Source organism: Streptomyces sp. NPDC085927 (genome assembly GCF_044540975.1).
Classification (GTDB): Bacteria; Actinomycetota; Actinomycetes; order Streptomycetales; family Streptomycetaceae; genus Streptomyces; species Streptomyces hirsutus.
This window is the reverse complement of sequence record NZ_JBITSN010000001.1, coordinates 695,199-719,304: the sequence shown is the minus strand read 5'-3', so window position 1 is coordinate 719,304 and position 24,106 is coordinate 695,199. Positions and strand designations below refer to the sequence as shown.

Here is a 24,106-nt window from a genome sequence, read left to right as displayed (position 1 = left end):
CCCCACCTGAACGCCGAACTGCCGTAGACAGGTCTACGGCGGGCCCTAAGTCCATGATCAACGGCTTGGCGTTAACCGCTGTGCCGATGTGCCCCAAGGCCGGTGAAGTGCCGGAGGAGGTGGATTTCGCGGATTTTCGGATGGTGAGCGGCCACCCCTGCAGGACCTAGGGGTGGACACTCCGTGAACCGCCTGGAGCCTGCCGCAGTACCCGCTGCGGTGGGCTCCACCTGCCTCCCAAGGTACCCGCGCGGGACACCGCCCACCACCGAGCCCTGGAGCACGGTGAGCCGCGGGCGCCCTCTCTCACAACCGGTGCGCTGCCCCCGTCGGTGTGGCCCCGCGCGTGTCCAGCAGCAGCTGGGCCTTCACGGAAAGGCCCTGGAGGTCGTACGTGCGGTGCTGCTGGAGCAGGATCGTCAGATCGGCGTCGGCGGCGGCCTCGTACAAGGAGTCCGCGCGGGGGAGGGGGCGGTCGAGCACGCTCCAGGACGGGACATGCGGGTCGTGGTAGCTGACGGAGGCCCCCAGCTCCATCAGCCGCATCGCGATCTCCCGCGCGGGGCTGCCCTGCTGGTCGGCGAGGTCGGCCTTGTAGGTGACGCCGAGGAGCAGCACGCGTGCGCCGCGTGCCGACTTGCCGTGCTCGTTGAGGAGTGCGGCGGCGCGCTGTACGACGTAGTGGGGCATGCGGCCGTTGACCTGTTGGGCGAGTTCCGCCATCCGCAGGGTGCGTCCCGTGTGGGCGGTCAGGTCCTGGACGACGGAGTGGCCGCCGACACCGGGGCCGGGGCGGAAGGAGTGGAAGCCGAAGGGCTTGGTCTCCGCACAGCGGATGACGTCCCACAGGTCGACGCCCAGATCGTGGCAGAGTACGGCCATCTCGTTGACGAGGGCGGTGTTGACGTGGCGGAAATTGGTCTCCAGCAACTGCACGGTCTCCGCTTCCCGCGGGCCCCGCGCGCGGACGACCTTGTCGCTGAGCCTTCCGTAGAACGCGGCGGCCGACTCGGTGCAGGCCGGGGTGAGCCCGCCGATGACCTTCGGCGTGTTGGCGGGGGTGAAGTCGCGGTTGCCGGGGTCGACGCGGCTGGGGGAGTAGGCGAGGTGGAAGTCACGGCCCGCGCGGAGGCCGGATCCGGATTCGAGCAGGGGGCGGAGGAACTCCTCGGTCGTCCCGGGGGGTGCCGGGGACTCGAGGATCACCGTGGTGTGCGGGCGCAGCCGCGCGGCCAGGGTACGGGCCGCCGCTTCCACCTGGCCGAGATCCAGCCCTCCTTCCGCGCCGCGCGGAACCGGTGCGCAGATGACCGCGGTGCGTACCCGGCCGAGCTCGGCGGGGCCGGTGATCGCGCGGAACCCCTGCGCGATCATGCGGCGCAGCTCGGCGGGGCTGAGGGAGGCGGGCTCCGGGCCGGTCCGGTAGCCGATGGTGGGGATGCCGGCGGCGACGGCGGCCTGGGCCAGGGGCAGGCCGTAGGGGCCGAGTCCGATGACGGCGAGATCTGCGGGCATGGCGTGGGCCGTCCTTCCCAGTAACCGAAGCGGGACAGGTGCGCAAGCCCTGTGGACAGAACGAGCGAGCGCAATGTCAGACTAGGAGTAAATATGACCGATTTGCTGTATTGATCGGCCGAGTTTCGCCGAGTCGAGGCAAGAGGTGTCCACAGGCCGGGGTGCGTGGTGGCTGAAGTCGGACAACCCGGCGAGAATTTGGGCATGAGGGAGGGGGCCGGGCTTCGCCCGACGGGTGCGGCCGATGCGACCGATGAGCGGGAGGCAGCGGTGAGGACAGCGACACTGGGACCGGCGGAGCGCGCCGAGTCCCTCGCATCCATGGCGGAGCGTGAACTGGACGTGCTGGTGGTGGGCAGCGGCGTGGTCGGTGCGGGCACCGCGCTGGACGCCGTGACACGCGGCCTGTCCACAGGACTGGTCGAGGCACGTGACTGGGCGTCGGGCACGTCCAGCCGGTCCAGCAAACTGATCCACGGAGGTCTGCGCTACCTGGAAATGCTCGACTTCGCCCTCGTACGGGAGGCGCTGAAGGAACGCGGTCTGCTGCTGGAGAAGCTCGCCCCGCACCTGGTGAAACCGGTGCCGTTCCTCTACCCGCTGCAGCACAAGGGCTGGGAGCGGCTGTACGCCGGCGCGGGCGTCGCGCTCTACGACGCCATGTCGATGGCTCCCGGACACGGACGAGGGCTGCCCGTGCACCGGCACCTGAGCCGCCGTCACGCGCTGCGCGTGGCACCGTGCCTGAAGAAGGACGCCCTGGTCGGGGCGTTGCAGTACTACGACGCCCAAATGGACGACGCGCGGTTCGTGACGACGCTGGTGCGCACCGCGGCGGCATACGGCGCGAAGGTCGCCAACCGCGCGCGGGTGACCGGATTCCTGCGCGAGGGCGAACGGGTCGTCGGTGCCCGGGTACAGGACGTCGAGGGCGGCGGGGAGTACGAAGTCCGCGCCAAACAGGTCGTCAACGCCACCGGGGTGTGGACCGACGACACCCAGGCGATGGTGGGCGAACGGGGCCGGTTCCACGTAAGGGCCTCCAAGGGCATCCACCTGGTCGTCCCCAAGGACCGCATCCACTCCACCACCGGGCTCATCCTGCGCACGGAGAAGTCCGTCCTGTTCGTCATCCCGTGGGGCCGGCACTGGATCGTCGGGACCACGGACACCGACTGGGACCTCGACAAGGCGCACCCGGCCGCGTCCAGCGCGGACATCGACTACCTGCTCGAGCACGTGAACTCGGTGCTCGCGGTCCCGCTCACGAGGGACGACGTCCAAGGCGTGTTCGCCGGTCTGCGGCCACTGCTCGCCGGTGAGTCCGACGCGACCAGCAAGCTGTCGCGGGAGCACACCGTGGCGCATCCCGTACCCGGACTCGTGGTGGTCGCGGGCGGCAAGTACACGACGTACCGCGTGATGGCCAAGGACGCGGTGGACGAAGCCGTGCACGGACTCGACGCACGGGTCGCCGCCTGCGTCACCGAGGACACGCCGCTGGTCGGGGCCGAAGGGTACCGGGCGCTGTGGAACGCGCGGGCGCGGATCGCCGCACGCACCGGACTGCACGTGGTGCGGGTCGAGCACCTGCTGAACCGCTACGGGTCGCTGGCCGAAGAGGTCCTGGAACTCGTCGTCGGGGACCCCTCGCTGGGCCAACCGCTGCAGGCGGCCGACGACTATTTGCGCGCCGAGATCACCTATGCCGCCTCGCACGAGGGAGCGCGGCATCTGGACGACGTGCTGACCCGGCGCACCCGCATCTCGATCGAGACGTTCGACCGGGGGACGCGCAGCGCCCGGGAGGCCGCCGAGCTGATGGCGCCGGTGCTGGGCTGGGACAAGGAGCGGATCGAACGCGAGGTGCAGCACTACGAGAAGCGGGTGGAGGCCGAGCGGGAGTCGCAGCGGCAGCCGGACGACCTGACGGCGGACGCGGCCAGGCTGGGGGCTCCGGACATCATTCCGTTGTAGGGCGGTGCCGCCGGCGTATCGGCGTATCGGAGCGGAGGGAATCCGGAGCGGTCCGGGTCGGTTCGGGGCTGCTCGGGCCGGTCCGGAGCGTGCCGTGGTGCCGGGGGCGGTCCCGCGGGTGCCGGGGCAGGCCGGGCTGGTCGGGCCTGCCCCGGGGAATCCGGGTTCACGTTCACTCGAATGAGTGTCATGAACTGGGATCTCCGTTCGGAACCCGGCCGTTCTACGGGGTGCGAGGGCAGAACTCGGCCGCGAGCACCGCGGGTTCGAGGCCGGGGACCGCTATCGCGTCCGTGTTCACCCGGAAGGTGAGGACATGCCGACCGTCGACGGTGGCTGCACTGCGCACGTAGCTGCCGGAAATGTGTCCGTTGTGCCCCCATACGGTGGTGCCGCACGGAAGTTTCACGGGGAACAGGCCCATGCCGTACGAGCCGTGTGTGGCACGGGTGTCGAGCATCTCGCGCAGCCGGCGCGGGGGCAGCAGTTCACCGCCCAGCAGTCCCGCGTAGAAGCGGTCCAGGTCGGCGAGCGTGGTCACCAGTTCGCCCGCCGCGCCGGCCACCCGCGGGTCGAGTTCGGTGACATCGGTTCCGTCGGTGGCGTAGGCGCGGCCGTGCGGAGAGGGCAGGGAGGAGCGGGAGCCGGGGAAGGAGGTGCCCGTCAGCCGCAGCGGAGCGATGATGCGCCGCTCGGCCTCGGTGGCGTACGAGTGGCCGGTGACTTGTTCGACGACCAGGCCGAGCAGGACGTAGTTGGTGTTCGAGTAGGAGAAACGGCCGGGGTCGGCCGGGGAGTGGGTGAGTGCGATACGCAGTGCCTGATGGGGAGTGACGGGGACCGTGCCCTGGGTGTCCGTGACGAAGTCGTAGAGGCCGCTGGTGTGGTTGAGCAGAGAACGCAGGGTCAGCGCGCGGCCGTCGTTGCCCTCTCCTCGTACCAGTTTCGGCAGATGTTCTTCCACGGTGTCGGACAGCGACAGGCGGTGCTCGTCCGCCAGTTGCAGTACGAGCGTCGCGATGAACGTCTTCGTGATGCTGCCGGCGCGGAAGTGGTCGGTCCGGCTCATGCCCTCGCCGGCGAGGGCATGACGCGGGCCGGATTCGTCCACGGCCAACAGGGCCGCCGCCGGGGCTCCACCCTGTGTGACCAGCAGCGGAAGGAGCGCATCCGAGGGAGGGGCCGACAGCGCCGAGGAGACCGGCGGCGCCAGGGAGAGCAGGGCCACGGACACGGCGATGGTCAAGAGCGTCCTGGGCGATGGCATCCGGTTCCCCTCTTGTCCGAGGGACATCATGCAGGGCCGCGGAGCGCGTCCTTCACCCGGGTTTCGGGTGCGCCGGGGAGGGGGTACGGCCAGGGGCACCCTGGGCGCTGAGCACTTGTCGGGTGAGGGACAATGAAGGCTCTGTCGGGGCGGGTTGCATGAGGGGACGCATGTCGGAGCCGGAGCGGGCGGGGACAACCCGTCAGGACGAGAGCGCACGTCTGCTCGCCGGGCGGTACCGGCTGGGGGATGTGCTCGGCCGCGGCGGCATGGGGACGGTGTGGCGCGCCGAGGACGAAACCTTGGGGCGGACCGTCGCCGTCAAGGAGCTTCGCTTCCCGTCGAGCATCGACGAGGAGGAGAAACGGCGGCTGATCACACGGACGCTGCGCGAGGCCAAGGCGATCGCGCGGATCCGTAACAACAGTGCCGTGACGGTCTTCGACGTGGTCCAGGAGGACGACCGGCCCTGGATCGTGATGGAACTCGTCGAGGGCAAGTCGCTCGCCGAGGCCATCCGGGAGGACGGTCTGCTGGAGCCCCGGCGGGCTGCCGAGGTCGGGCTCGCGGTGCTCGACGTGCTGCGTTCCGCGCACCGCGAGGGCATCCTGCACCGCGATGTGAAGCCGTCGAACGTGCTGATCGCCGAGGACGGCCGGGTCGTGCTCACCGACTTCGGCATCGCCCAGGTCGAGGGCGACCCGTCCATCACCTCGACCGGCATGCTGGTCGGTGCCCCCTCGTACATCTCCCCGGAGCGGGCCCGCGGGCACAAGCCGGGGCCGGCGGCCGACCTGTGGTCGCTCGGCGGGCTGCTGTACGCGGCGGTGGAGGGCACACCGCCGTACGACAAGGGGTCCGCGATCGCGACGCTCACGGCGGTGATGACCGAGCCGCTCGAGGAGCCCAAGAACGCGGGACCGCTCAGGGACGTCATCTACGGGCTGCTCGCCAAGGACCCGGCCCAGCGGCTCGACGACGCCGGTTCGCGGGCCATGCTGAACGCGGTGATCAACGCGCCCGAGACCAAGGGCGGCGGGTCGGAACCGGTGGACGCGACGAAGGTCGTGCCGCTGCCCGAACTGCCCGGTGGACGTGGCAGGGGCAGGCGGGGCGGCGAGGAGGCCGGGGAGAAGCTGCGCGGCGCGATGCGCTCCGTTCGGAAGGCCGCGGAGGCGGCCGGTTCCGCGGCTGCGACGCGCGCCAAGTCCGGCAGCGGTGCCGCCGGTTCGACGGCCGGCAAGGCTGCCTCGGCGACCTCTGCGGCCCCGGCCGCCGCGCCGACGACGGCTCGGGCTGGAACGGACGCCGGAAGCAGGGCGCGGCCGGGCGGCCCGGCCGGGGTCCGTGGGTCCGGTACGGTGTCCGGCCCGGCTTCCGGGCCGGCGTCGAACCCGGCGCCGGGCGCCCGGGATTCGGGGTGGCCCGTGATGACGCCGCCGGACCTGCCGTCGCGGCCCGCGCCGAAGGCGTCGCTCACCGATGTGGTGCCGCGGCGGACGCTGGTCGTCATCGCGGTGGTCGTGGTGCTTGCCGTGCTCGGTGTCGTGCTCGCCCTGACGCTCGGCGACGAAGGCGGCGCGGGGGCGAAGGGCGGTACGGAGCAGGCGACCTCCGGCCAGGCGCCCAGCGCCGACACCAAGAAGGATGACGGTTCCGAGGCCGGTGAGGGCGACGGCACCCGAACCGACGGTGAGGCGGCCGAATCGAAGGGCGCCGGCACGGGAGCGGGATCCGGCGACACCGACGCCGGAGCGGGCGACAGCGGGTCGGACGGCTCGGCCGGGACCGGCGGGGACGCCCCGGTGGCGGAGACGCACGAAGGGAACCAGGGCTACACGATCGGGCTGCCCGAGGGCTGGAAGTACGAATCGACGGGAACGGCCGGGGACCGGTTCACCGGGCCCGACGGACAGAAGCTGCTCATCGCCTGGACGTCCACGCCGAAGGGCGACCCGGTGGCCGACTGGAAGAACCAGGAACGCTACATGGTGCGTTCGCAGTACAAGAGGGTCCGAATAGAGGCGGTGGACTACCGGGGGTGGAACACCGCCGACTGGGAATTCACCTACGTGGACGGCGGTACGAAGTACCGGACCATCGACCGGGGGTTCGTCGTGGACGGCCGGGTCGGGTATGCACTGATGTACACGGCAAAGGCCGACGGCTGGGACGGTGAGCAGCGCAAGGAGACCTGGCAGGCGCTGACGCAGTCCTTTGAACCCAAGTCCTGAGCATGAGTGGCCGCCTGATTGGGGAGGGAGATGTGGCATCCCCTCTCTTCGGGTTGCCTCCGGCACGTATCGTGAGTGTTTGCGGACCGTACGCAGCCGGAACAGGCCGCTGGGCGAGCGGACCTGACCGACCATAAAGCCGGGGGAGGCGCAGTGGACGAATACGCGGGGCGGGTTCTCGCTGACCGCTACCGCCTGCCGTTGCCGCCCTCCGACGAGTACGAACTGACCGAGACCCGCGCCTTCGACACCTACAGCGGGCAGGAAGTCCTGGTCAGGCAGGTCCCGTTGCCGGAGGTCGTCGAGGCCGAGGTGCTCGACGCGGAAGGCCTGCCCGACGGTTTCACGGCGCGTGACGGAAGCGCCCGCCGGGCCGGCGGGCGTACGGCCGATCGCGCGAGCACGCGGCGGCCCACCGACCCCGTGGTGCGGCGAGCGGTCGAGGCCGCGCAGGCCGCGGCGGCCATCCCCGACCATCCGCGGCTGGACCAGGTCTTCGACGTGTTCGCGGAGGGCGGTTCCCTCTGGATCGTCAGCGAACTGGTGTCCGCCCGGCCGCTGGCGGCGCTGCTGGCCGAGCGGCCGCTGACCCCGTACCGGGCGGCCGAGGTCGCCGCCGACGTCCTGATGGCCGTGCGGGTCCTGCACGGCCACGGCTGGGTGCACCGGAACATCACCCCGCGCACGGTGCTGGTCTGCGACGACGGCCGTGTGATGCTGACCGGTCTCGCGGTCGGCGCGGCGGAAGAGGCGCTGTGCGGGTACGACCCGGTGCCTGCTCCTGACACGTTCCTTCCGGAAACCGCCTCTCCGGGTACGGCTGTTACGGGTACTGCTGTTCCGGGTAAGGCTGTTCCGCCCCCGGCGGTGCCGGGGGCGGGCGCGGGCTCGACAGCCGAGGCCCTGGGACCCGTGGCACCCACGGGAACCGGTATTCCGCCACAAGCGCCAGGGCGCACTCCGTCGTGGCCTCCCGGCTTCACCGCCGGCCCCGGCCCCGGCCCCGGCCCCGGCCCCGAATCGAATCCTGATGCCGTGCGACGGGCCGCCATCGAGGCGCGGGCCGGCCGGCTGCCCGGGAGCGGGGCGGCGGACCCGGGTGGTGGGGCATCTGCCACGGAGGCCCCGCGTGCCAGCGACAGCGCCGAGGACGTAAGGGCCGCCCGCGCGGGGGCGATCGCCGCGTACCGGGCGGGTGCTCGTGCCGCTGCCCGGGTGCAGGAGGCACAGCGGTTGGGCCGAACCGCCCTGCCCGGCGCCGCTTCCGCCACCGGGGACGGCGGCCCGGCCGCCCTCGCACCGCACACCAATGGTTCGTCGGGTACCCCGGGTACTCCGGGCGGGAGCGGGACCGGTGCGGTCCCGCCGGGGCTGATAGCCGACCCGTACGGGGTGGAGGCCACCGGCTGGCACGGCGCCACGCCCCGCAGCGCCCCCGCCGCCGAACCGGGAACCAATAGCCCACAGTTGCCCAGCGGCAGCGGCAGCGGCAGCGGCAGCGGCCTCGGCGGAGCCGACGGGCCCGGGCGTACCGCCCTGCCGCCCGGCGGGTTTGTGCCGGCACCCGTGCTCGGCCCCGCGACCGGCGTGACAGGCCCGGCCGGGGCTGCACCTCCCGGCGGAGTCGTCCCGGCCGCTCGTTGGGACGAGCCGGCGGCCCACGCGTCCGCGCGCCGGGGCCCCGCCACCGCGTTGGCCGCCGAGCGGGCACGACAGGCGAGGATGGCCGTCGTCGGCCCCGTGACGGAGCGGTGGGCACCGGAGCAGGCCGGTCCCGTGCACGAGAACTGGCAGCTGGCCGCGCCCATCGGCCCCGCGACCGACCTGTGGGCGCTGGGCGCGCTTCTGTTCCGGGCCGTACAGGGACACGCGCCCTACCCGGAGGATTCGACGGCCGAGCTGGTGCAGATGGTGTGCGCCGAGCCCGCCGCGTTCGCCGAGGAGTGCGGGCCGCTCAGGCCGGTCGTGGAGTCGCTCCTGCGCCAGGATCCCACCGAGCGGCTCGACTTCGAGGAGTTGCGCGGCTGGCTGCGTTCGCTGGTGCGGTCGGCGCCCGAGCCGGAAGCCGGCGTGCACGTCATAGCGGCACCGCCGGTCGACACCAGCCGGCTGCCGATCGTGCGCCGCCGGGGCGAGCTGGTGCGCAGGCGCCGCGCCGGACTGCCCGCGCACCACGGACGGCACAAGCGCGCCAAACAGGAGGCGGGGTCCCCGCGCCGGCTGGGCCGCACCCTGCTCCTGCTGGTGCTGCTCGCCATGGCCGCGGCGATCGCGTACGCCGTGATGTTCATGCCGAAGGCCGGTGAGGAGACCGGGGGGGCGGCCGACCGCACCGGCGCGGCCGGGACGACCGGCGAGGCGTCTCCGTCGCAGGAGGCGGGCGGCGCGCCGGGATCCGGTGACTCCTCGGCGGATCCGGGGGATCCGAAGAGCCCGGAGGGCGGCACCGGGGAGTCCGGCACGGCCGACGAGACACAGACCACCGCTCCCGACGACCCCGCGGTCCCCGAGGGCTTCACCCTGCGCAAGGACCCGGAGGGCTTCAGCGTCGCCGTGGCGAAGGGCTGGCAGCGCACCGGGAAGAACGGCAGCGGTCAGGTTCTCTACTCCAGCGGCGACTTCGAGCTGATCGTCGTACCCGGCCGGGACAGCGCCGCGCAGTACGGAGACGACCCGATGGCCTATCAGCGGGACGACGAGCGCGAGCTTCAGCCGTACCGCGACTCCAGCTGGGCCACCTCCACCGGTCTGAAGACCATCGAGGTGGGCGGACGGGCCATGGCGGAGGGCCAGTTCACCTGGACCGGCGACAGCGGCGAGCTGTACATCCGCAACCTCGCGGCGCTGATCGACGGCCGGTACCACGTGCTGCAGGTACGCGGCCCGGAGGGGGAACGCGACGAGGTGACACGGCTGTTCGAGCAGGCCTCGGCGACCTACCGGTTCACCGGCTGATCCGTTGCCGTACGCCTCAGCAGTCGCTGCTGTCGCATCCGTCGCCGTGCGTTCCCCGCAGTGGCAACCATCACAGTGCGGTTTCCATGGCCCGCCCGCTGTTCCCAGGCCGGACCCCGGAAACCTAACCTGGCCCTGTCAAGACCATTGCGGGGCAAGGTGAATCAGATGCAGGGCCTGCTCGTCGCGGGTCGCTACCGGCTGGGTGATGCCATCGGCAGCGGTGGCATGGGCCGGGTGTGGCGCGCGCATGATGAGGTGCTGCACCGGTCCGTGGCCATCAAGGAGTTGACCGCCGCGCTCTACGTCTCCGACGGGGACCAGGCCATGATGCTGGCGCGTACCCGCGCCGAGGCACGCGCGGCGGCACGGATCAACCACTCCGCGGTCGTCACCGTGCACGACGTGCTGGAGCACGACGGCCGGCCGTGGATCGTCATGGAGCTGGTGGAGGGCCATTCGCTCGCCGACGCCGTCAAGGAGCGGGAGCGCATCGAGCCCCGCGAGGCGGCCCGTATCGGCCTGTGGGTGCTGCGCGCGCTGCGCGCCGCGCACGCCGCCGGGGTGGTGCACCGCGACGTCAAGCCGGGCAACGTGCTCCTCGGCGGCGACGGACGTGTGCTGCTCACCGACTTCGGCATCGCGCAGATCGAGGGCGACACGGGGATCACCCGTACCGGAGAGGTCGTCGGCTCGGTCGACTACCTGGCACCCGAGCGGATCCGCGGTCTGGATCCCGGCCCCGCCTCGGACCTCTGGGCGCTCGGTGCGACGCTGTACACGGCGGTGGAGGGCAGATCGCCGTTCCGCCGCACGTCTCCGCTGACCACCATGCAGGCGGTCGTGGAGGAGGAGGCCGACGAGCCGCCGTACGCCGGCCCGCTCGCGCCCGTCATCAGCGCACTCCTGTGCAAGGATCCGGCCGCACGGCCCGACGCGGAGGCGACCGAGCAGATGCTCGCCGAAGCGGCGGAGGGGCGGCGGCCCGCCTCGGCGCAGATGTACGTGCCGACGCAGGCCGACGGCACCCGGATGCCGTCGGGGCCGATGTCGCATTCGTCATCGCCATCGCCATCGCCATTGCCGTCGCATTCGCCGGCGCCGTCGTCATGGCCGCCGGGATCGACGGCGTACGCGCCAGCGGCGGGTGCCGGTGCGGGTGCCGTGCCGCCGCCGTCGTACTTTCCACCGGCGGCCGGCACAGAGGCCGGACCTGCACCCGGCGCGACCGGCGTCCCTCCTGGTGCCCCCGGTACGACCGGTGCGACTTCTGGTCTGCCGGGCGGCGGGGGCCCCGGTGCCACGGCCGTCCAGTCGCCTTCCGGGGGCGTCACCACCGCCGGGCCGCGGCGGCTCGGGCGAGGGTCTCTGATCGCCCTGGTCGTGGTCCTGGCCGCGCTCGTCGGCGGAGGGACCGCGATGCTGCTCATCCAAAGGGACGACGGCAAGGCACAGGACAGCGGCAGTTCGGCGTCGCCCTTCGACAAGCCGACACCGACGCCCACGCCTGAGAAGACCGGTGCGGACGACAGTGCGCAGACGGGTGGGCTTCCGGCGGGCTGGGTGCGCCGCGACGACCCGTTCGGCTTCAGCATCGTCCTGCCCGGCGACGACTGGGAACGGGTCGTCTTCGACGAGGAGACGCGACAGGTCGACTACACGCCCGACGGAGGCAGGAGCTTCATCCGTATCGCCGCCGACGACTCCCCCGACTTCGACGACCCGTACGAGCACCTGAGCGATCTGGACCAGCAGATAGGGCAGCGGCTGGTCGACTACCAACAGGTGGGTCTGGAACGCCGTGTCTACCGTGACCGTGAGAGCGCGCGGCTGGAGTACACCTGGACCGCGCTGGCGAAGGACACGGAGTTCCCAGGGCCGTACCAGGCCGTCGACCAGATGTACATCTCCCGTGACGGAGTCGAGTACGCGATCTACATGGCGTCCCCGGCCGAGGACTGGGCCACCACGAACAAGCAGTTCGAAACGGTCCTGCGGGGGTGGCGGGAACCCCGCTAGGACAGGTCCCGGCCCCCGGGGGACCCGACTGGCCGGTTCCGCGACGGTTCCGTGACGGCGGCGCTTGGCCGAATAGGCCTACCGGAGGGATGACATCCGGTGGGGCATGATGGGCCCATGGTGACCGAGGGGGAGCCCGGAAGCGGGCCCGCACGGCACAATGCCCGTGTCATCGCGGGCCGTTATCGCCTGGAGGCGAGGCTCGGGCGCGGCGGCATGAGCGTGGTGTGGCGGGCGACGGACCAACTGCTCGGGCGTGGCGTCGCGGTCAAGGAACTCCCCTTGGACGAGACGCTCTCCGCGGCGGAGGCACGGCGGCAGCGGGACCGCACCCTGCGGGAGGCGCGGGCGCTCGCCCAGTTGAGTCATCCGCACATCATCGTCGTCCACGATGTCGTCGAGGACGACGAGCGCCCGTACATCGTCCTGGAGTTGATCGACGGCGGTTCGCTCGCCGACCGTATCGCCACCCAGGGCCCGGTCGACGCGGTGGAGGCCGCGCGCATCGGCATCGACCTGCTCGGCGCGCTGCGCGCCGCCCACGCGGCGGGCGTCCTGCACCGCGATCTCAAACCCGCGAACGTGCTGCTCGAGTGTGGCACCGACCGGGTCGTCCTCACCGACTTCGGCATCGCCCAGGTCGCGGGCGCCACCACGCTCACCGAGTCCGGTTCCTTCGTCGGCTCGCCCGAGTACACCGCCCCCGAGCGGATGTCCGGGGCCAGGACCGGACCCGAGTCCGATCTGTGGTCGCTGGGCGCGCTGTTGTGCACGGCGCTCAGCGGCGAGTCGCCGTTCCGCCGGGACTCGATCGGCGGGATCGTGCACGCGGTCGTGGTCGACGAGATAAGGCCGCCCCTGCAGGCCGGACCGCTTCTGCCCGTGGTGCGCGGCCTGCTGGAGCGGGACCCCGACCGGCGGCTGGACGCGGACCGAGCCGAGGGGATGCTGCGGTTCTTCCTCGAGACGGGCCGCACGCCGGAGTCTCCGCCGCTCGGATACCTGCCGTCGGGATACCCGCCGTCCGGATATCCGGTGCGCGGGCGGGGCCGGACGCGTCGGCCGCTCCCGGAACGAGGAGGGGCGGCCGGGTGGGGGCGTGCCTCCGACGGCCTTGCCGTCACCGTCGTGCGCTCGCCGGGGCGGCCCACGAGAAGTGTGCTCGTGGCAGCGCTGGCCGTTGCCGCGCTGGTGGGCGCCGGGGTGTCCGCGACGGTCCTGCTCCTGGACCGCGACGGTGACGGGAGCGGCGGGGGCGATACGCCGCCGAGCACCGGGCCGCTGACTCCCGCGACTCGATCTCCGGAGCCCCGCCCGTCCCGTACGGGCGGTGCGGACAGCCCGTCCCTCACGGCCGACCCCTCCCGTACGGCGGGCCCGTCCGCTTCTCCCGCGTCTCCCTTGCCCTCCGCTTCTGCGTTTTCTCCGTTCTCTCCGGCTTCTTCCGTCGTGGTGCCGCTGTCGGGTTCTGTGGTGTCCGGCACGACTTCGGCCGGCGTGTACATGCATAAAAGGTGAATAAGCCGCGGACAGAGTCACGGGTCTGTGACCGGACGGCACCCGCTGTGGCTCCGCCAGGGCCTGGCGCGATATGGATGGAGCATGAGCAGCAACGGGGGAGCCCGCCACGGCGCGGCCGACGAGCCAACGAGTTTTGGTCTGCAACCGCCGAACCCGAACCCGCCCGCGTCCGTGCCGCATCCGGGCAACCCGTACGCGGCACCCACGCAGGTGGTTCCGCAGCAGTCCCAGCAGCAGCCGCCACCGCACCAGCAGGCGCCGGTCCGGCCGTCGGCGCCTCCGCCGGCACCGTCACAGCCGTCCCGCCATGAGCCGTCGCACCCTCGGCCGTCGCAGGACGACCCCGGCGTCGGCCGGGTCATCGCCGGTCGTTACCGGCTGCTTTCCAAGCTCGGGCACGGCGGCATGGGCACGGTGTGGCGGGCGGCGGACGAGACGGTGGACCGCGAGGTCGCCGTCAAGGAGCCCCGCGTCCCGGACCACCTTCCCGAACGCGAACGCGCCAACGCGTTCGAGCGCATGCGCCGCGAGGCCCGTGCGGCCGCCCGGCTCGATCATCCCGCGGTGGTCAACGTCCACGACGTCGCGGTCGTGGACGGGCAGCCGTGGATCGTGATGGAGCTGGTCCAGGGCCGTTCCCTGGGCGCCGTGCTGCAGGAGGAGGGCACCCTCTCCGCGCGCGAGGCGGCCAGGGTCGGCCTGGAGGTGCTCGGCGCGCTGGAGGCCGCGCACGCGGCCGGCATCCTGCACCGGGACGTGAAACCGGACAACGTACTGCTCGGCCGGCACGACCGGGTCGTCCTCACCGACTTCGGCATCGCCCAGATCGAGGGCGAGACCAACCTGACCGACACCGGCGGCTTCGTGGGCTCGCCCGAGTACATCGCGCCCGAGCGGGTGCTGGGCCAGCGTCCAGGGCCCGCCTCCGACCTGTGGTCCCTCGGTGTCGTGCTGTACGCGGCCACGGAGGGCGTCTCGCCGTTCCGGCGCAGCAACACGCCCGCGACACTCCAGTCCGTCCTCAACGCCGTGCCCGCGCCGCCCGCCGCCGCGCAGGGTCCGCTGGCCGAGGTCATCACGGGCCTGCTGCAGAAGGACCCGGCGCACCGTCCGAACGCCGCCCGGGTACGTGCGCTGCTGGACGCCGTCGCGAACCCGCCCGCACCCCAACCCACACAGATCGTCCACGCCTCGGGCCTCGGCGACGGCACCGGTTCCGGTTCCGGGTCCGGAACCGGAGGCAAGGGCATCCGGATCGGCTACAAGACGCTGGGCGGACTGGGCGCGGCGGTCGTCGCCGGAGCGGTGGCCGCGTATCTGGTGATCGCGGACCCGTTCGCGGGACCGCTGCCGGACGACTGGAAGACCCACAAGGAGAAGGACGTCGCGGCGTCCGTGTCGGTGCCGAAGGACTACCAGCGCACCGTTCCCGACCCGGAGAAGTCCTTGGGCGGTACCGATGAGCACTGGGTCAGGTACACGGACCACAGCGGCAGCATCTGGATCGGTCTGACGCTGGACCGGAAGGCCGAGGACACCGGCAACGACATCGAGGCCTCCGCCGATGCCGAGATGTACGACGACAACAAGAGCTTCAAGGAGAGCGGCAGTTACGACCTCGACATGCCGGAGGGCCCGGTGACGAAGCCGAAGCCGGACCTCACGTACAAGGGGAAGAAGGCCGCGGAGAACACCGTCGTCTACAAGACGAACGACAGCCAGAACCCCCGTCCCCGTGAAATGCGCATCTTCTACTACATGACGTCCGACGAGAACATGTACAAGCTCACCATCAGCTACCCGGGCAAGGGTGACTTCACGGAGCGCGGGCGTGAAGTGGCGGAGACCGTGATCGCCAACCTGGACGTCGACAAGCTCTGATCCGGGCGGGACGCAGACTGTGCCGTGCCCGGTACGGGCGCCGCGTCGACAACGCGGCGCCTCGCACGGTACTGATGGGGGATGAGCAACGACGGTGGTGCGACGGGCGCCCGGGGTCGCCTGATCGGCGGTCGCTACCGGTTGATCGAGCGGATCGGTTCCGGCGGCATGGGCACCGTCTGGCGGGCGCTCGACGAACTCGTCCAGCGTGAAGTCGCCGTGAAGCAGCCGCGGTTACCGGGCCACCCGGGGGACGAGAGGCATCGGCGGGCCGCCCACCGGCTGCACCGCGAGGCCCGTGCCGCCGCCCGCGTCGACCATCCCGCCGCGGTCGTCATCCACGACGTCGTGGTGGAGGACGACGGGGTCAAGGAGCTGGAGGGGCGGGACGGCACCAACGGACTTCCCTGGATCGTCATGGAGCTGGTCCGAGGCGAGTCGCTGCACGAGCTGCTCGACCGAGGTCCGCTGCCGCCCGCCGAGGCTGCCCGGATCGGGCTCGCCGTCCTTGGCGCACTGCGCGCCGCCCACACCGTCGGCATCGTGCACCGCGATGTGAAGCCCGCCAACATCCTGCTCGGACCGCACCGGCGCGTCGTCCTCACGGACTTCGGCATCGCCCACGTCCAGGGCGAGGAATCCCTGACGGGCAGCGGTGAGTTCGTCGGCTCGCTGGAGTTCGTCGCCCCCGAGCGGATGTCCGGCCGCATCGCGGGCCCCGCCTCCGACCTGTGGTCCCTCGGCGTTCTGCTGTACGCCGCGGTCGAGGGCTGGTCCCCGTTCCGCCGTACGACGCCGGAGTCCACACTCGCCGCGATCATCGCCGAGGAGACGCCCGAGCCGAAACAGGCCGGTGCGCTCGGGCCGCTGATCGTAAGGCTGTTGGCGAAGGAACCCGAGGAGCGGCCGGACGCCGAAGAGGTCGCCGTGGCACTGGAAGCGGCGACGAGCAGGTGGCCGGAGCCCGCGTCGACGGTATCCGTGGCGAGCGACCAGGACACTTCCGGGCTACGGGAGTCGGCGGACGATGCCGGCACGGTGCAGCTGAACCGCTCCGCCGCGGCACCGCTCCCCGGACCCGCACTCGACGACGGCCCACGCGTACCGGAGCCGAGGTCGGAGCTGGGACCCGAGTCGATGTCCGAGCCGATCCCCGAGCCCGAGCCGATCCCCGAGCCCGAGCCGATCCCCGAGCCCGAGCTCGAGTCGATGTCCGAGCCGATCCCGGAGCCCGAGCCGATCCCCGACGTCTCCGAGCCCGAGCGCGAATCCGAATCCGAATCCGAGCCCACCCCCGATCCCGACCTCCCAGGTTCTGGCACTCCCCCTCCCCGAGCCCCCGTGCCCTCGCCCCTCGCGCGCCGCCTTCTTCGTCCCGCCCCCGTGGCGGCCCTCGGTGCTCTGCTCGTAGGCGGTGCCTGGTCCGCCGCCACCCTCATGTCGGACACAGGGACGGCCACTGAGCGCACCGTCGGCGCTTCCGCCTCCGCCACCCCCATGTCCATCCCCACGCCCGTCCCCACGTCCACCCCCGCCTCGCCTCTCTGGACCGCCCACCGCGAGACCGCCATGGCCGCCGTCCTCTCCCTCCCGCACGGCTACCAGGAGTTCGCCCGGGAAAGCGGTGCGCGCGATCAGCCCAGGCTCGTGGTCTACGGGTTCAACGACGGCAACTCCCGGGACAGCGTCGACGTCCGCCTCACCCAATGGGACCAGGCCCCCCGGTCCCCGATGGCCCAGGCGCAACAGGCGCACGCGGACTGGGACGCCTACGAGGGGGACGCGCGAACCCAGTACACCCGCACCAGCTTCCAGGGGTACGAAGCCGTCCTCGCCGACACGACGTACGGCCCGGACAAGCTGCGCATCCGGGTCATGCAGCTGATGATCCTCGCCGACGACGACCGCATGTACGAGCTCCGGGTCGACATGCCCAAGGGCACGCCCAGGGAAAAGGAGGGGGCGGCGGTGTTCAAGGGCGCCCGCGACCGGCTCGAGATCGGGGTGGTCCGGTCGCCAACGCCCTGATCAGCGGGTTTGTTGCCAGCGTTCACTGGCGTGGTGTGTGAGCAGTCCGTGAATCTGTTACTGACGGGTACACAAAGTGTTCGCGCGGGCATACCCTGCGGCTCATGACGGACGCGCAGACCCGGCACACGACCGGTACCAACCCTCTCGCCCCCACCCCGGCGGGCGCCCGGACCGCGGTCGACGTGGTCACGCCCGAACTGGTCGCCCAGCTCACCAAGGGCGTCGTCGGGTCCGGGCGGACCGCCAACCACACGCCGTTCACCGGTGAGAAACTGGCCGACCTGCCCGAGTCGACCCCCGAGGACGTGCAGCGGGCCTTCGAAGCGGCCCGGGCCGCCCAGGCCGTGTGGGAGCGGACCCCGGTACGACAGCGGGCCGCCGTGCTGCTCCGCTTCCACGACCTGGTCCTGGAACGCCAGGCCGAGGTGCTCGACCTGATCCAGCTGGAGACCGGCAAGGCCCGCCTGCACGCCCACGAGGAGGTCCAGGGCGTCGCCGTCGCCGCCCGTCACTACGGCCGCCGGGCCGCCGCGTACCTGCGGCCCAAGCGGCACGCGGGCGCCATGCCGGCCCTCACGAAGGTCACCGAACGGCGTCACCCGCGCGGCGTCGTCGGCCAGATCGCCCCCTGGAACTACCCGCTCGAGCTCTCCGTCGGCGACGCGCTCCCGGCGTTCGTGGCGGGCAACGCGGTCGTGATGAAGCCCGACACGGAGACCTGCCTCACCGCCCTGTGGGCCCGTGACCTGCTGATCGAGGCCGGACTGCCCGCCGACCTCTTCCAGGTCGTCCTCGGCGAGGGACCGGTCGTCGGTCCGGAGGTCGTCGAGCGCGCCGACTACGTCTCCTTCACCGGCTCCACCCGCACCGGCCGTGAGGTCGCCCGGATCGCCGCCTCCCGGCTCGTCGGCGTCTCCCTGGAGCTGGGAGGGAAGAACGCCATGCTGGTCCTGGAGGACGCCGACCTGGACAAGGCGGCCGCGGGTGCCGTCCGGGCCTGTTTCTCCTCCGCGGGCCAGCTCTGCATCTCCATCGAGCGGCTGTATGTCCATGAGGCGGTCGCCGACGCCTTCCTGGAGCGCTTCGCCGCCCGGACCCGGGCGATCCGCCTCGGCACCTCCCTGTCCTACGGCGCCGACATGGGCTCCCTGGTCGGCGAACGCCAGCTGGACGCGGTCACCCGACACGTGGACGACGCCGTCGCCAAGGGTGCCAAGGTGATCACGGGCGGCACGGCACGCCCGGACATCGGCCCGTACTTCTACGAGCCGACCATCCTCGACGGCGTCGAGGAGTCCATGGGCGTCTGTGCGGAGGAGACCTTCGGTCCGGTCGTCTCCGTCTACCGCTTCGGGTCCGACGACGAGGCCGTCGAACGCGCCAACGCCACCTCGTACGGCCTGAACTCCTCGGTCTGGACGAAGGACGCCCGGCGCGGCCGTGAGGTGGCCGCCCGGCTGCGTACCGGCACGGTCAACATCAACGAGGGGTATGCGCCCGCCTACGGCAGCGTCCAGTCGCCGATGGGCGGCATGAAGGATTCCGGCCTCGGCCGCCGGCACGGCTCCGAGGGCATTCTCAAGTTCACGGAGGCCCAGACCGTCGCCCACCAGCGGCTGCTGCCCATGGGGCCCGCCTTCGGCATGGACGACGAGCAGTACGCGACGTTCATCAGCCGGAGCCTGCGCCTGATGAAGGCATTCCGCTTCCGTTAGCCGGCTGTGCGCCGCAGACAGCCGCGCACAGCCGACCGCAGCCGACCGCAGCCGACAGAGTCCCGCCCGGCGGACAGCCCCGCCCCGCAGCTTTCGACGAGGAGAGCACGTGTCACAGGAGAACTCCGTTCCGGAACAGGACGACGCCGGTCACGGCGGCGAGCCCGTCGCCGGTCACGACACCGCGCCCGACGCCGTGCCGGCCACCGGCCGCGACACCGTGCCCGTTCCCGGCACCGGCGCCGACCCGGCGTACGACCACGACTACGACTATGACGTCCTGGTGGTCGGCTCCGGCTTCGGCGGCTCGGTCACGGCCCTGCGCCTGTCCGAGAAGGGGTACCGCGTCGGCGTCCTGGAAGCGGGCCGCCGCTTCACCCGCGCGTCCCTCCCGAGGAACTCCTGGGACCTGAAGAACTACCTGTGGGCTCCCCGGCTCGGTATGTACGGCCTCCAGCGAATCCACCTCCTGGGCAGCGTCATGGTCCTGGCCGGGGCGGGCGTCGGCGGCGGCTCCCTCAACTACGCCAACACCCTCTACGTACCGCCCAAGGCCTTCTTCGACGACCCGCAGTGGCGCGACATCACCGACTGGCAGGAGGAGCTGAAGCCGTACTACGACCAGGCGCAGCGCATGCTGGGCGTACGGCTCAACCCGACGACGACCACGACCGACCTGCATCTGAAGGCGGCGGCCGAGCGGATGGGTGTGGGCGACACCTTCCACATGACCCCCGTCGGCGTCTTCTTCGGTGACGGCGAGGACGCCGACGGGAAGACGAAGGCGAAGCCGGGACAGGAGGTGTCCGACCCGTACTTCGGCGGGGCGGGGCCGTCGCGCCGGGCCTGTGCCGAGTGCGGCGAGTGCATGACGGGCTGCCGGCACGGGGCGAAGAACACCCTCAACGAGAACTACCTGCACCTCGCCGAGAAGGCCGGCGCGGTCGTCCACCCCATGACGACGGCCGTGTCGGTGACGGAGGACTCGCAGGGCGGATTCGCCGTCGCCACGCTCCCCACCGACAACCGCCGCAAGGGCAGCGGCCGGACCTTCCGGGCCCGCCGGGTCGTGCTGGCCGCCGGCACCTACGGCACCCAGACGCTGCTACACCGCATGAAGGCGAACGGACAGCTGCCGCGCCTCTCGGACAAGCTGGGCGAACTGACCCGCACCAACTCCGAGGCCCTCGTCGGCGCGCAGACCGACAACCGCCACTACCGCAAGGTGTCGGCCTCGGCCAAGGCCGACTTCACCCGGGGTGTGGCCATCACGTCGTCGATCCACCCCGACGAGAACACCCACATCGAGCCGGTCCGTTACGGCCGTGGCTCCAACTCGATGGGCGCCCTCTCGATCCTCCAGGTCCCCTACGCGGGCAGCAACTCGGGGCCGGCCAGGGTCCTGGGCTGGCTGGGCAACGCGGTGAAACACCCCTTGCTGATGGCGCGTTCGCTCTCCAACCGACGCTGGTCGGAACGGACCATCATCGCCCTGGTGATGCAGTCGCTGGACAACTCCCTGACGACGTACCTGAAGCCGTCCGGTCCGGGGCGCGGGCTGCTCACCGCCCGCCAAGGCCACGGCGCCCCCAACCCCAAGCAGATCAAGGCGGCCACGGAGGGCGCGTCCGCCCTGGCCGCCGAGATCAACGGGTTCGCCGGCTCCAACATCGGCGAGCTGACGGGCATGCCCCTGACGGCCCATTTCCTGGGCGGCTGCGTCATCGGCGCCACGCCGGAGACCGGCGTGATCGACCCGTACCACCGGCTCTACGGCCACCCCGGCATCTCGGTCGTGGACGGAGCGGCGGTCTCCGCGAACCTGGGGGTGAACCCGTCCCTGACGATCACGGCGCAGGCCGAACGGGCGATGTCGTACTGGCCCAACAAGGGCGAGCCCGACCGGCGACCGGAGCAGGGCGCGGCATACGAGCGGCTCCAGCCGGTCGAGCCGAAGTCCCCGGTGGTCCCGGCGGACGCCTTCGGCGCCCTGAAGCTGCCGTTCCTGGGGATGCCGGCGATGCCGCCGAAGAAGTAGGAAGGCACGGGAAAGAGACGGGAAAAGAGGCGGGGAAGGGGAGGGCCCCGAAAGGGGAGGGCCGGGCAAGGAGAAGGACCTGCGCCCCCCTCCGAGCGCAGGTCCTTCTCCTTGCCTGGTCCGGCGTCGACCGCCGTGCGGCGTGTTTACGCCACCGCGCCGGTCTTGCGACGACGCACCAGGTACACCGCACCGGTACCGGCCACGAGGGCAAGACCGCCGACGAAGCTGATCATCGGAAGATCGGAACCGGCGCCGGTCTCGGCGAGGCTCCCGGTGACCTTCGGGGTGTTGCTGTGGACCGGCTTCTTGTCGGTGACGGGCGCCTTGCCGCCTTCCTGCGGCTTGGTGCCGTCCGTGTCCTTACCGGCGGCCACGATCTGGAACTTGTACGACACGGAGCCGTAGCCGGTGCACTCGCCGTCGCTGTCGCCGTAGATGGTCGCGCCGAGGGTGAAGCCGGCGCCGACCGGGGCCGAGGCCTTCACGTTGAGCCGCATCGGGATGTTGACCTGGTAGTCGGCCTCGAGCTCGGTGCTGTAGCCGATGTAACCGACCGCGTAGCCGCCCTCGTCGAGGGCGGTCCAGGTCTTGCCGTCCGGGTCCCAGACCTGCAGCTCGACCTGCTTGCTCTTGAACAGTTCCGCGCCGTCCGCGTCGGCGGCGGCTCCGGCGAAGTAGTCGAGGTCCTCGAGCGTGGAGTCGGAGTTGTTCACCACGTCCAGCGAGAACTCGTGCCAGCCGCTGCCCGCGGAGATCTTGCCGGGCAGCCCGGAGATGCCGACATCGACCTTGGTGTCCTCGCACGCGGAGGGCTCGGGGTCCGGTGACTCCGACTCCTCCGACTCCTCCGACTCCTCCGGCGTGGACGGGCTCGGCGCGGGGGCGGAGGTGCTCGGGGCCGGCTCCGTCTCGTCCTCCGAGCCGCTGGGCGTGGGCTCCGGCTCCTCACCGGTTCCGGGCTCGTCGGTCTCGGTGTCGTCGGGGTTGTCCGCGCCGTCGGTCGGCTCGGCCGGGGCCGACGAGGTGGGCGGGGCGTCCGTCTCCTCCGCCCCGTCCTCGTCGGCCGACTCGGTCGCGGTGACGCTCGGCGACGGGCTCGCCGACTCGGTGGCGTATGCGGCCGGAGCCGCGAGGAGCGCAGCCGGGGCTATCACTGCTGTTGCGGCGGCAACAGCCATGGCGCGGCGGAGCTTCATGAAGACCTCGGGAAGTCGGGAGTACCGCCGGTGGCGGTACGCGTCGGGTGGAGGCCTCCGCGGTGGGGCGCGGCAGTGGCCCGTGGTTCCGGTGGTTTGATCTACGAACCCTGTGAATGGTTGTCCCGGTCCTCACATAATTTTTATGTGAGGTGGATCACTTGGGGGAGATGATCCGTTCCGGCGTACGCTCACCCTCCGATTCCCCTTGGCGGGATCCGGTGTCCCCTGACAGAAAGCGCGTCACCCAGTGCCCGAGCAGCCGTCCGAAGATCCCACGAGACCGGAACTCTCCTCCCTGCCCGACGATGTGTGGGACAAATTCGTCGAGGACAGTGAGCGGGACATCCGCGCCTCCGCTCCGAAGGAGCCGTCCGCGCGGGCGCGGATGGTGACCGAGCGGCTGCGTGCCATGGACGAGGCGCAGGCCAGGGCGGGCGGTGGCGGTGGGAAACGCCGTTGGGGCCGGAACAAGTCCGCCGCCCCGCCCGCCCGGCCCGAGGGATGGCGTACCGGTCCCGCCCAGCGGGGCGTGAACGGCCGTGCCCCGCGCCGGCGCAGGGGCTGGAGCATCGTCGGCGTACTGGTGGCCGCGGCCGTGGCGGTGGTCGCCGTCAACCCGTCCGGCGCGCTCTCCTGGCTGCCCGGCGGTCTCGGTGAGGGCTCCGGCACCTCGGACGGTGCGAACGCGGCGAGCGCGGACTCCGTCGTACCGCTGGCTCCCGAGACCGCCCGTCCCAGCGGTGCCCCCTCTGCCGCTCCGGCCGGTGTTCCCACCCGTGAGCGGCCGTTCGCCGGTTCGCCCGCCGCGCGGTGGGGATCGGGAGCGGACGCCATCCGACTGCCGAAGGTGGAGGCGAAGGGGAAGGGGGCGGCCGTCAACGGCGTCCCCGTCGCCGACGTCGAGGCGGCGCTGGAAGGGGCGAAGGAGTTCCTGGTCGCCTCGAACCTCGACCGTGCGGTGCTCATGGGGGCCGAGCCGAAGAAGGCCCTGGCCCTCATCGACCCGCTGGCGGCGGATTACCTCTCCGAGGTGCGCGCCGGACTGCGCAAGCCCACCGGGAAGAACGACCCGACGTGGACGTTCTCCCGGTTCGACCCCGCCGAGGTCGAACCGGTCGGCGATGTGAGAGTCCGTGGCCGTCTGACCTTCGAGCCCGTACGGGGAACCGCCGGGAAGGTCGTGGTCAAGGCCGACTACACCTTCGTGTACGCGGTGGCCCCTGCCGGCGGCGGTGACGAGGTGACCCGGTCGATCGTGCGCCGGATGCTCGAGGTGGACGCGGCGGATCCCGCCAGGTTCCAGGTGACCGACGGCCACATCCGGCCCCTCGCCGTCGAGAGCGAGATCTTCAACGACGACTGCCGGGACGGCGACGGGGTGATCCGCCCGCAGTTCTTCACCGACCGGCCCCACGGCCCCGCACCGACGGGGGAGGCACGGGACCCGTACGACCGGAGCCAGGGGATACGCGAAGCCGACCAGGGCTGCGGCACCGTCTCCCGCACCTGACGCGAACCTCGTGCAGGGCGCCGGGACCCGCCCGTGGAGGGCTGGGCCGTACGGCGGCGAAAGGGCCCGCCCTGCTGCGGTTCTCCCGTTCGTCGTGGTTCCGGCCGGCGGGACATGTCCCGCCGGGCGGGGGCGGGGGGGCCCCCCGCCGGGCCGGGGGGGGGGGGGGGCGGGGGGGGGGCCCCCCCCGCCCGGGCCCCCGCCCGGGGGGGGGGCCCCCCCCCCCCCCCCCGGACGGCCC

At 71.9% G+C, this 24,106-nt stretch carries 13 protein-coding genes; 10 read left to right on the top strand and 3 right to left on the bottom strand.

The window, feature by feature from the left end; all coding sequences use genetic code 11:
* Positions 1–306: 306 nt before the first annotated feature.
* Positions 307–1,515, bottom strand: a complete 1,209-nt coding sequence (locus ACIF80_RS03215; protein WP_399798695.1) for a nucleotide sugar dehydrogenase — start codon at positions 1,513–1,515, stop codon at positions 307–309.
* A gap of 270 nt (positions 1,516–1,785) precedes the next feature.
* Here ACIF80_RS03215 and ACIF80_RS03210 point away from each other — a divergent pair, with 270 nt between their 5' ends.
* Entirely contained in the window at positions 1,786–3,492 is a 1,707-nt protein-coding gene (locus ACIF80_RS03210) for a glycerol-3-phosphate dehydrogenase/oxidase (RefSeq protein WP_399798693.1), read from the top strand.
* Between the two features lie 223 nt (positions 3,493–3,715).
* Here the strand turns inward: ACIF80_RS03210 and ACIF80_RS03205 are convergent, their stop codons facing one another.
* Positions 3,716–4,759 (bottom strand): serine hydrolase domain-containing protein, encoded by a 1,044-nt coding sequence (locus tag ACIF80_RS03205; protein WP_399798691.1) that lies wholly within the window; start codon positions 4,757–4,759, stop codon positions 3,716–3,718.
* 170 nt (positions 4,760–4,929) lie between these two features.
* On the opposite strand from ACIF80_RS03205, the gene ACIF80_RS03200 reads away from it, so the two are divergent.
* From ACIF80_RS03200 to ACIF80_RS03165, 8 genes are all read left to right on the top strand, one after another.
* Positions 4,930–6,993 (top strand): protein kinase, encoded by a 2,064-nt coding sequence (locus ACIF80_RS03200; protein WP_399798688.1) that lies wholly within the window; start codon positions 4,930–4,932, stop codon positions 6,991–6,993.
* Between the two features lie 153 nt (positions 6,994–7,146).
* Positions 7,147–9,948 (top strand): protein kinase, encoded by a 2,802-nt coding sequence (locus ACIF80_RS03195; RefSeq protein WP_399798686.1) that lies wholly within the window; start codon positions 7,147–7,149, stop codon positions 9,946–9,948.
* Positions 9,949–10,116: 168 nt separating this feature from the next.
* Positions 10,117–11,967 carry a serine/threonine-protein kinase gene (locus ACIF80_RS03190; RefSeq protein WP_399798683.1) on the top strand — a complete coding sequence of 617 codons (1,851 nt, stop codon included), beginning with the start codon at positions 10,117–10,119 and terminating at the stop codon, positions 11,965–11,967.
* A 117-nt stretch (positions 11,968–12,084) separates the two neighbouring features.
* Entirely contained in the window at positions 12,085–13,485 is a 1,401-nt protein-coding gene (locus ACIF80_RS03185; RefSeq protein ID WP_399798680.1) for a protein kinase, read from the top strand.
* Between the two features lie 84 nt (positions 13,486–13,569).
* Positions 13,570–15,369, top strand: coding sequence for a serine/threonine-protein kinase (locus tag ACIF80_RS03180; protein WP_399798678.1), 1,800 nt, complete (start codon positions 13,570–13,572; stop codon positions 15,367–15,369).
* 81 nt (positions 15,370–15,450) lie between these two features.
* Entirely contained in the window at positions 15,451–17,397 is a 1,947-nt protein-coding gene (locus tag ACIF80_RS03175; protein ID WP_399798675.1) for a serine/threonine-protein kinase, read from the top strand.
* Between the two features lie 104 nt (positions 17,398–17,501).
* Entirely contained in the window at positions 17,502–19,115 is a 1,614-nt protein-coding gene (locus ACIF80_RS03170; RefSeq protein WP_399798673.1) for a succinic semialdehyde dehydrogenase, read from the top strand.
* A 220-nt stretch (positions 19,116–19,335) separates the two neighbouring features.
* Complete coding sequence (locus ACIF80_RS03165) at positions 19,336–21,153, top strand: GMC family oxidoreductase N-terminal domain-containing protein (protein ID WP_399799413.1); 1,818 nt, start codon at positions 19,336–19,338, stop codon at positions 21,151–21,153.
* A gap of 146 nt (positions 21,154–21,299) precedes the next feature.
* Here the strand turns inward: ACIF80_RS03165 and ACIF80_RS03160 are convergent, their stop codons facing one another.
* Positions 21,300–22,352, bottom strand: coding sequence for an LPXTG cell wall anchor domain-containing protein (locus ACIF80_RS03160; RefSeq protein ID WP_399798671.1), 1,053 nt, complete (start codon positions 22,350–22,352; stop codon positions 21,300–21,302).
* Between the two features lie 250 nt (positions 22,353–22,602).
* Between ACIF80_RS03160 and ACIF80_RS03155 the strand changes: the two genes are divergently transcribed.
* Entirely contained in the window at positions 22,603–23,865 is a 1,263-nt protein-coding gene (locus tag ACIF80_RS03155) for a hypothetical protein (RefSeq protein WP_399798668.1), read from the top strand.
* Positions 23,866–24,106: the final 241 nt, after the last annotated feature.

What these genes read in the sequence shown, in the direction of transcription:
- ACIF80_RS03175 (WP_399798675.1), top strand. Translation starts at nt 15,451, where the DNA reads ATGAGCAACGACGGTGGTGCGACGGGCGCCCGGGGTCGCCTGATCGGC.
- ACIF80_RS03160 (WP_399798671.1), bottom strand. Translation starts at nt 22,352, where the DNA reads ATGAAGCTCCGCCGCGCCATGGCTGTTGCCGCCGCAACAGCAGTGATA.
- ACIF80_RS03215 (WP_399798695.1), bottom strand. Translation starts at nt 1,515, where the DNA reads ATGCCCGCAGATCTCGCCGTCATCGGACTCGGCCCCTACGGCCTGCCC.
- ACIF80_RS03200 (WP_399798688.1), top strand. Translation starts at nt 4,930, where the DNA reads ATGTCGGAGCCGGAGCGGGCGGGGACAACCCGTCAGGACGAGAGCGCA.
- ACIF80_RS03190 (WP_399798683.1), top strand. Translation starts at nt 10,117, where the DNA reads ATGCAGGGCCTGCTCGTCGCGGGTCGCTACCGGCTGGGTGATGCCATC.
- ACIF80_RS03180 (WP_399798678.1), top strand. Translation starts at nt 13,570, where the DNA reads ATGAGCAGCAACGGGGGAGCCCGCCACGGCGCGGCCGACGAGCCAACG.
- ACIF80_RS03185 (WP_399798680.1), top strand. Translation starts at nt 12,085, where the DNA reads ATGGTGACCGAGGGGGAGCCCGGAAGCGGGCCCGCACGGCACAATGCC.
- ACIF80_RS03205 (WP_399798691.1), bottom strand. Translation starts at nt 4,759, where the DNA reads ATGCCATCGCCCAGGACGCTCTTGACCATCGCCGTGTCCGTGGCCCTG.
- ACIF80_RS03170 (WP_399798673.1), top strand. Translation starts at nt 17,502, where the DNA reads ATGACGGACGCGCAGACCCGGCACACGACCGGTACCAACCCTCTCGCC.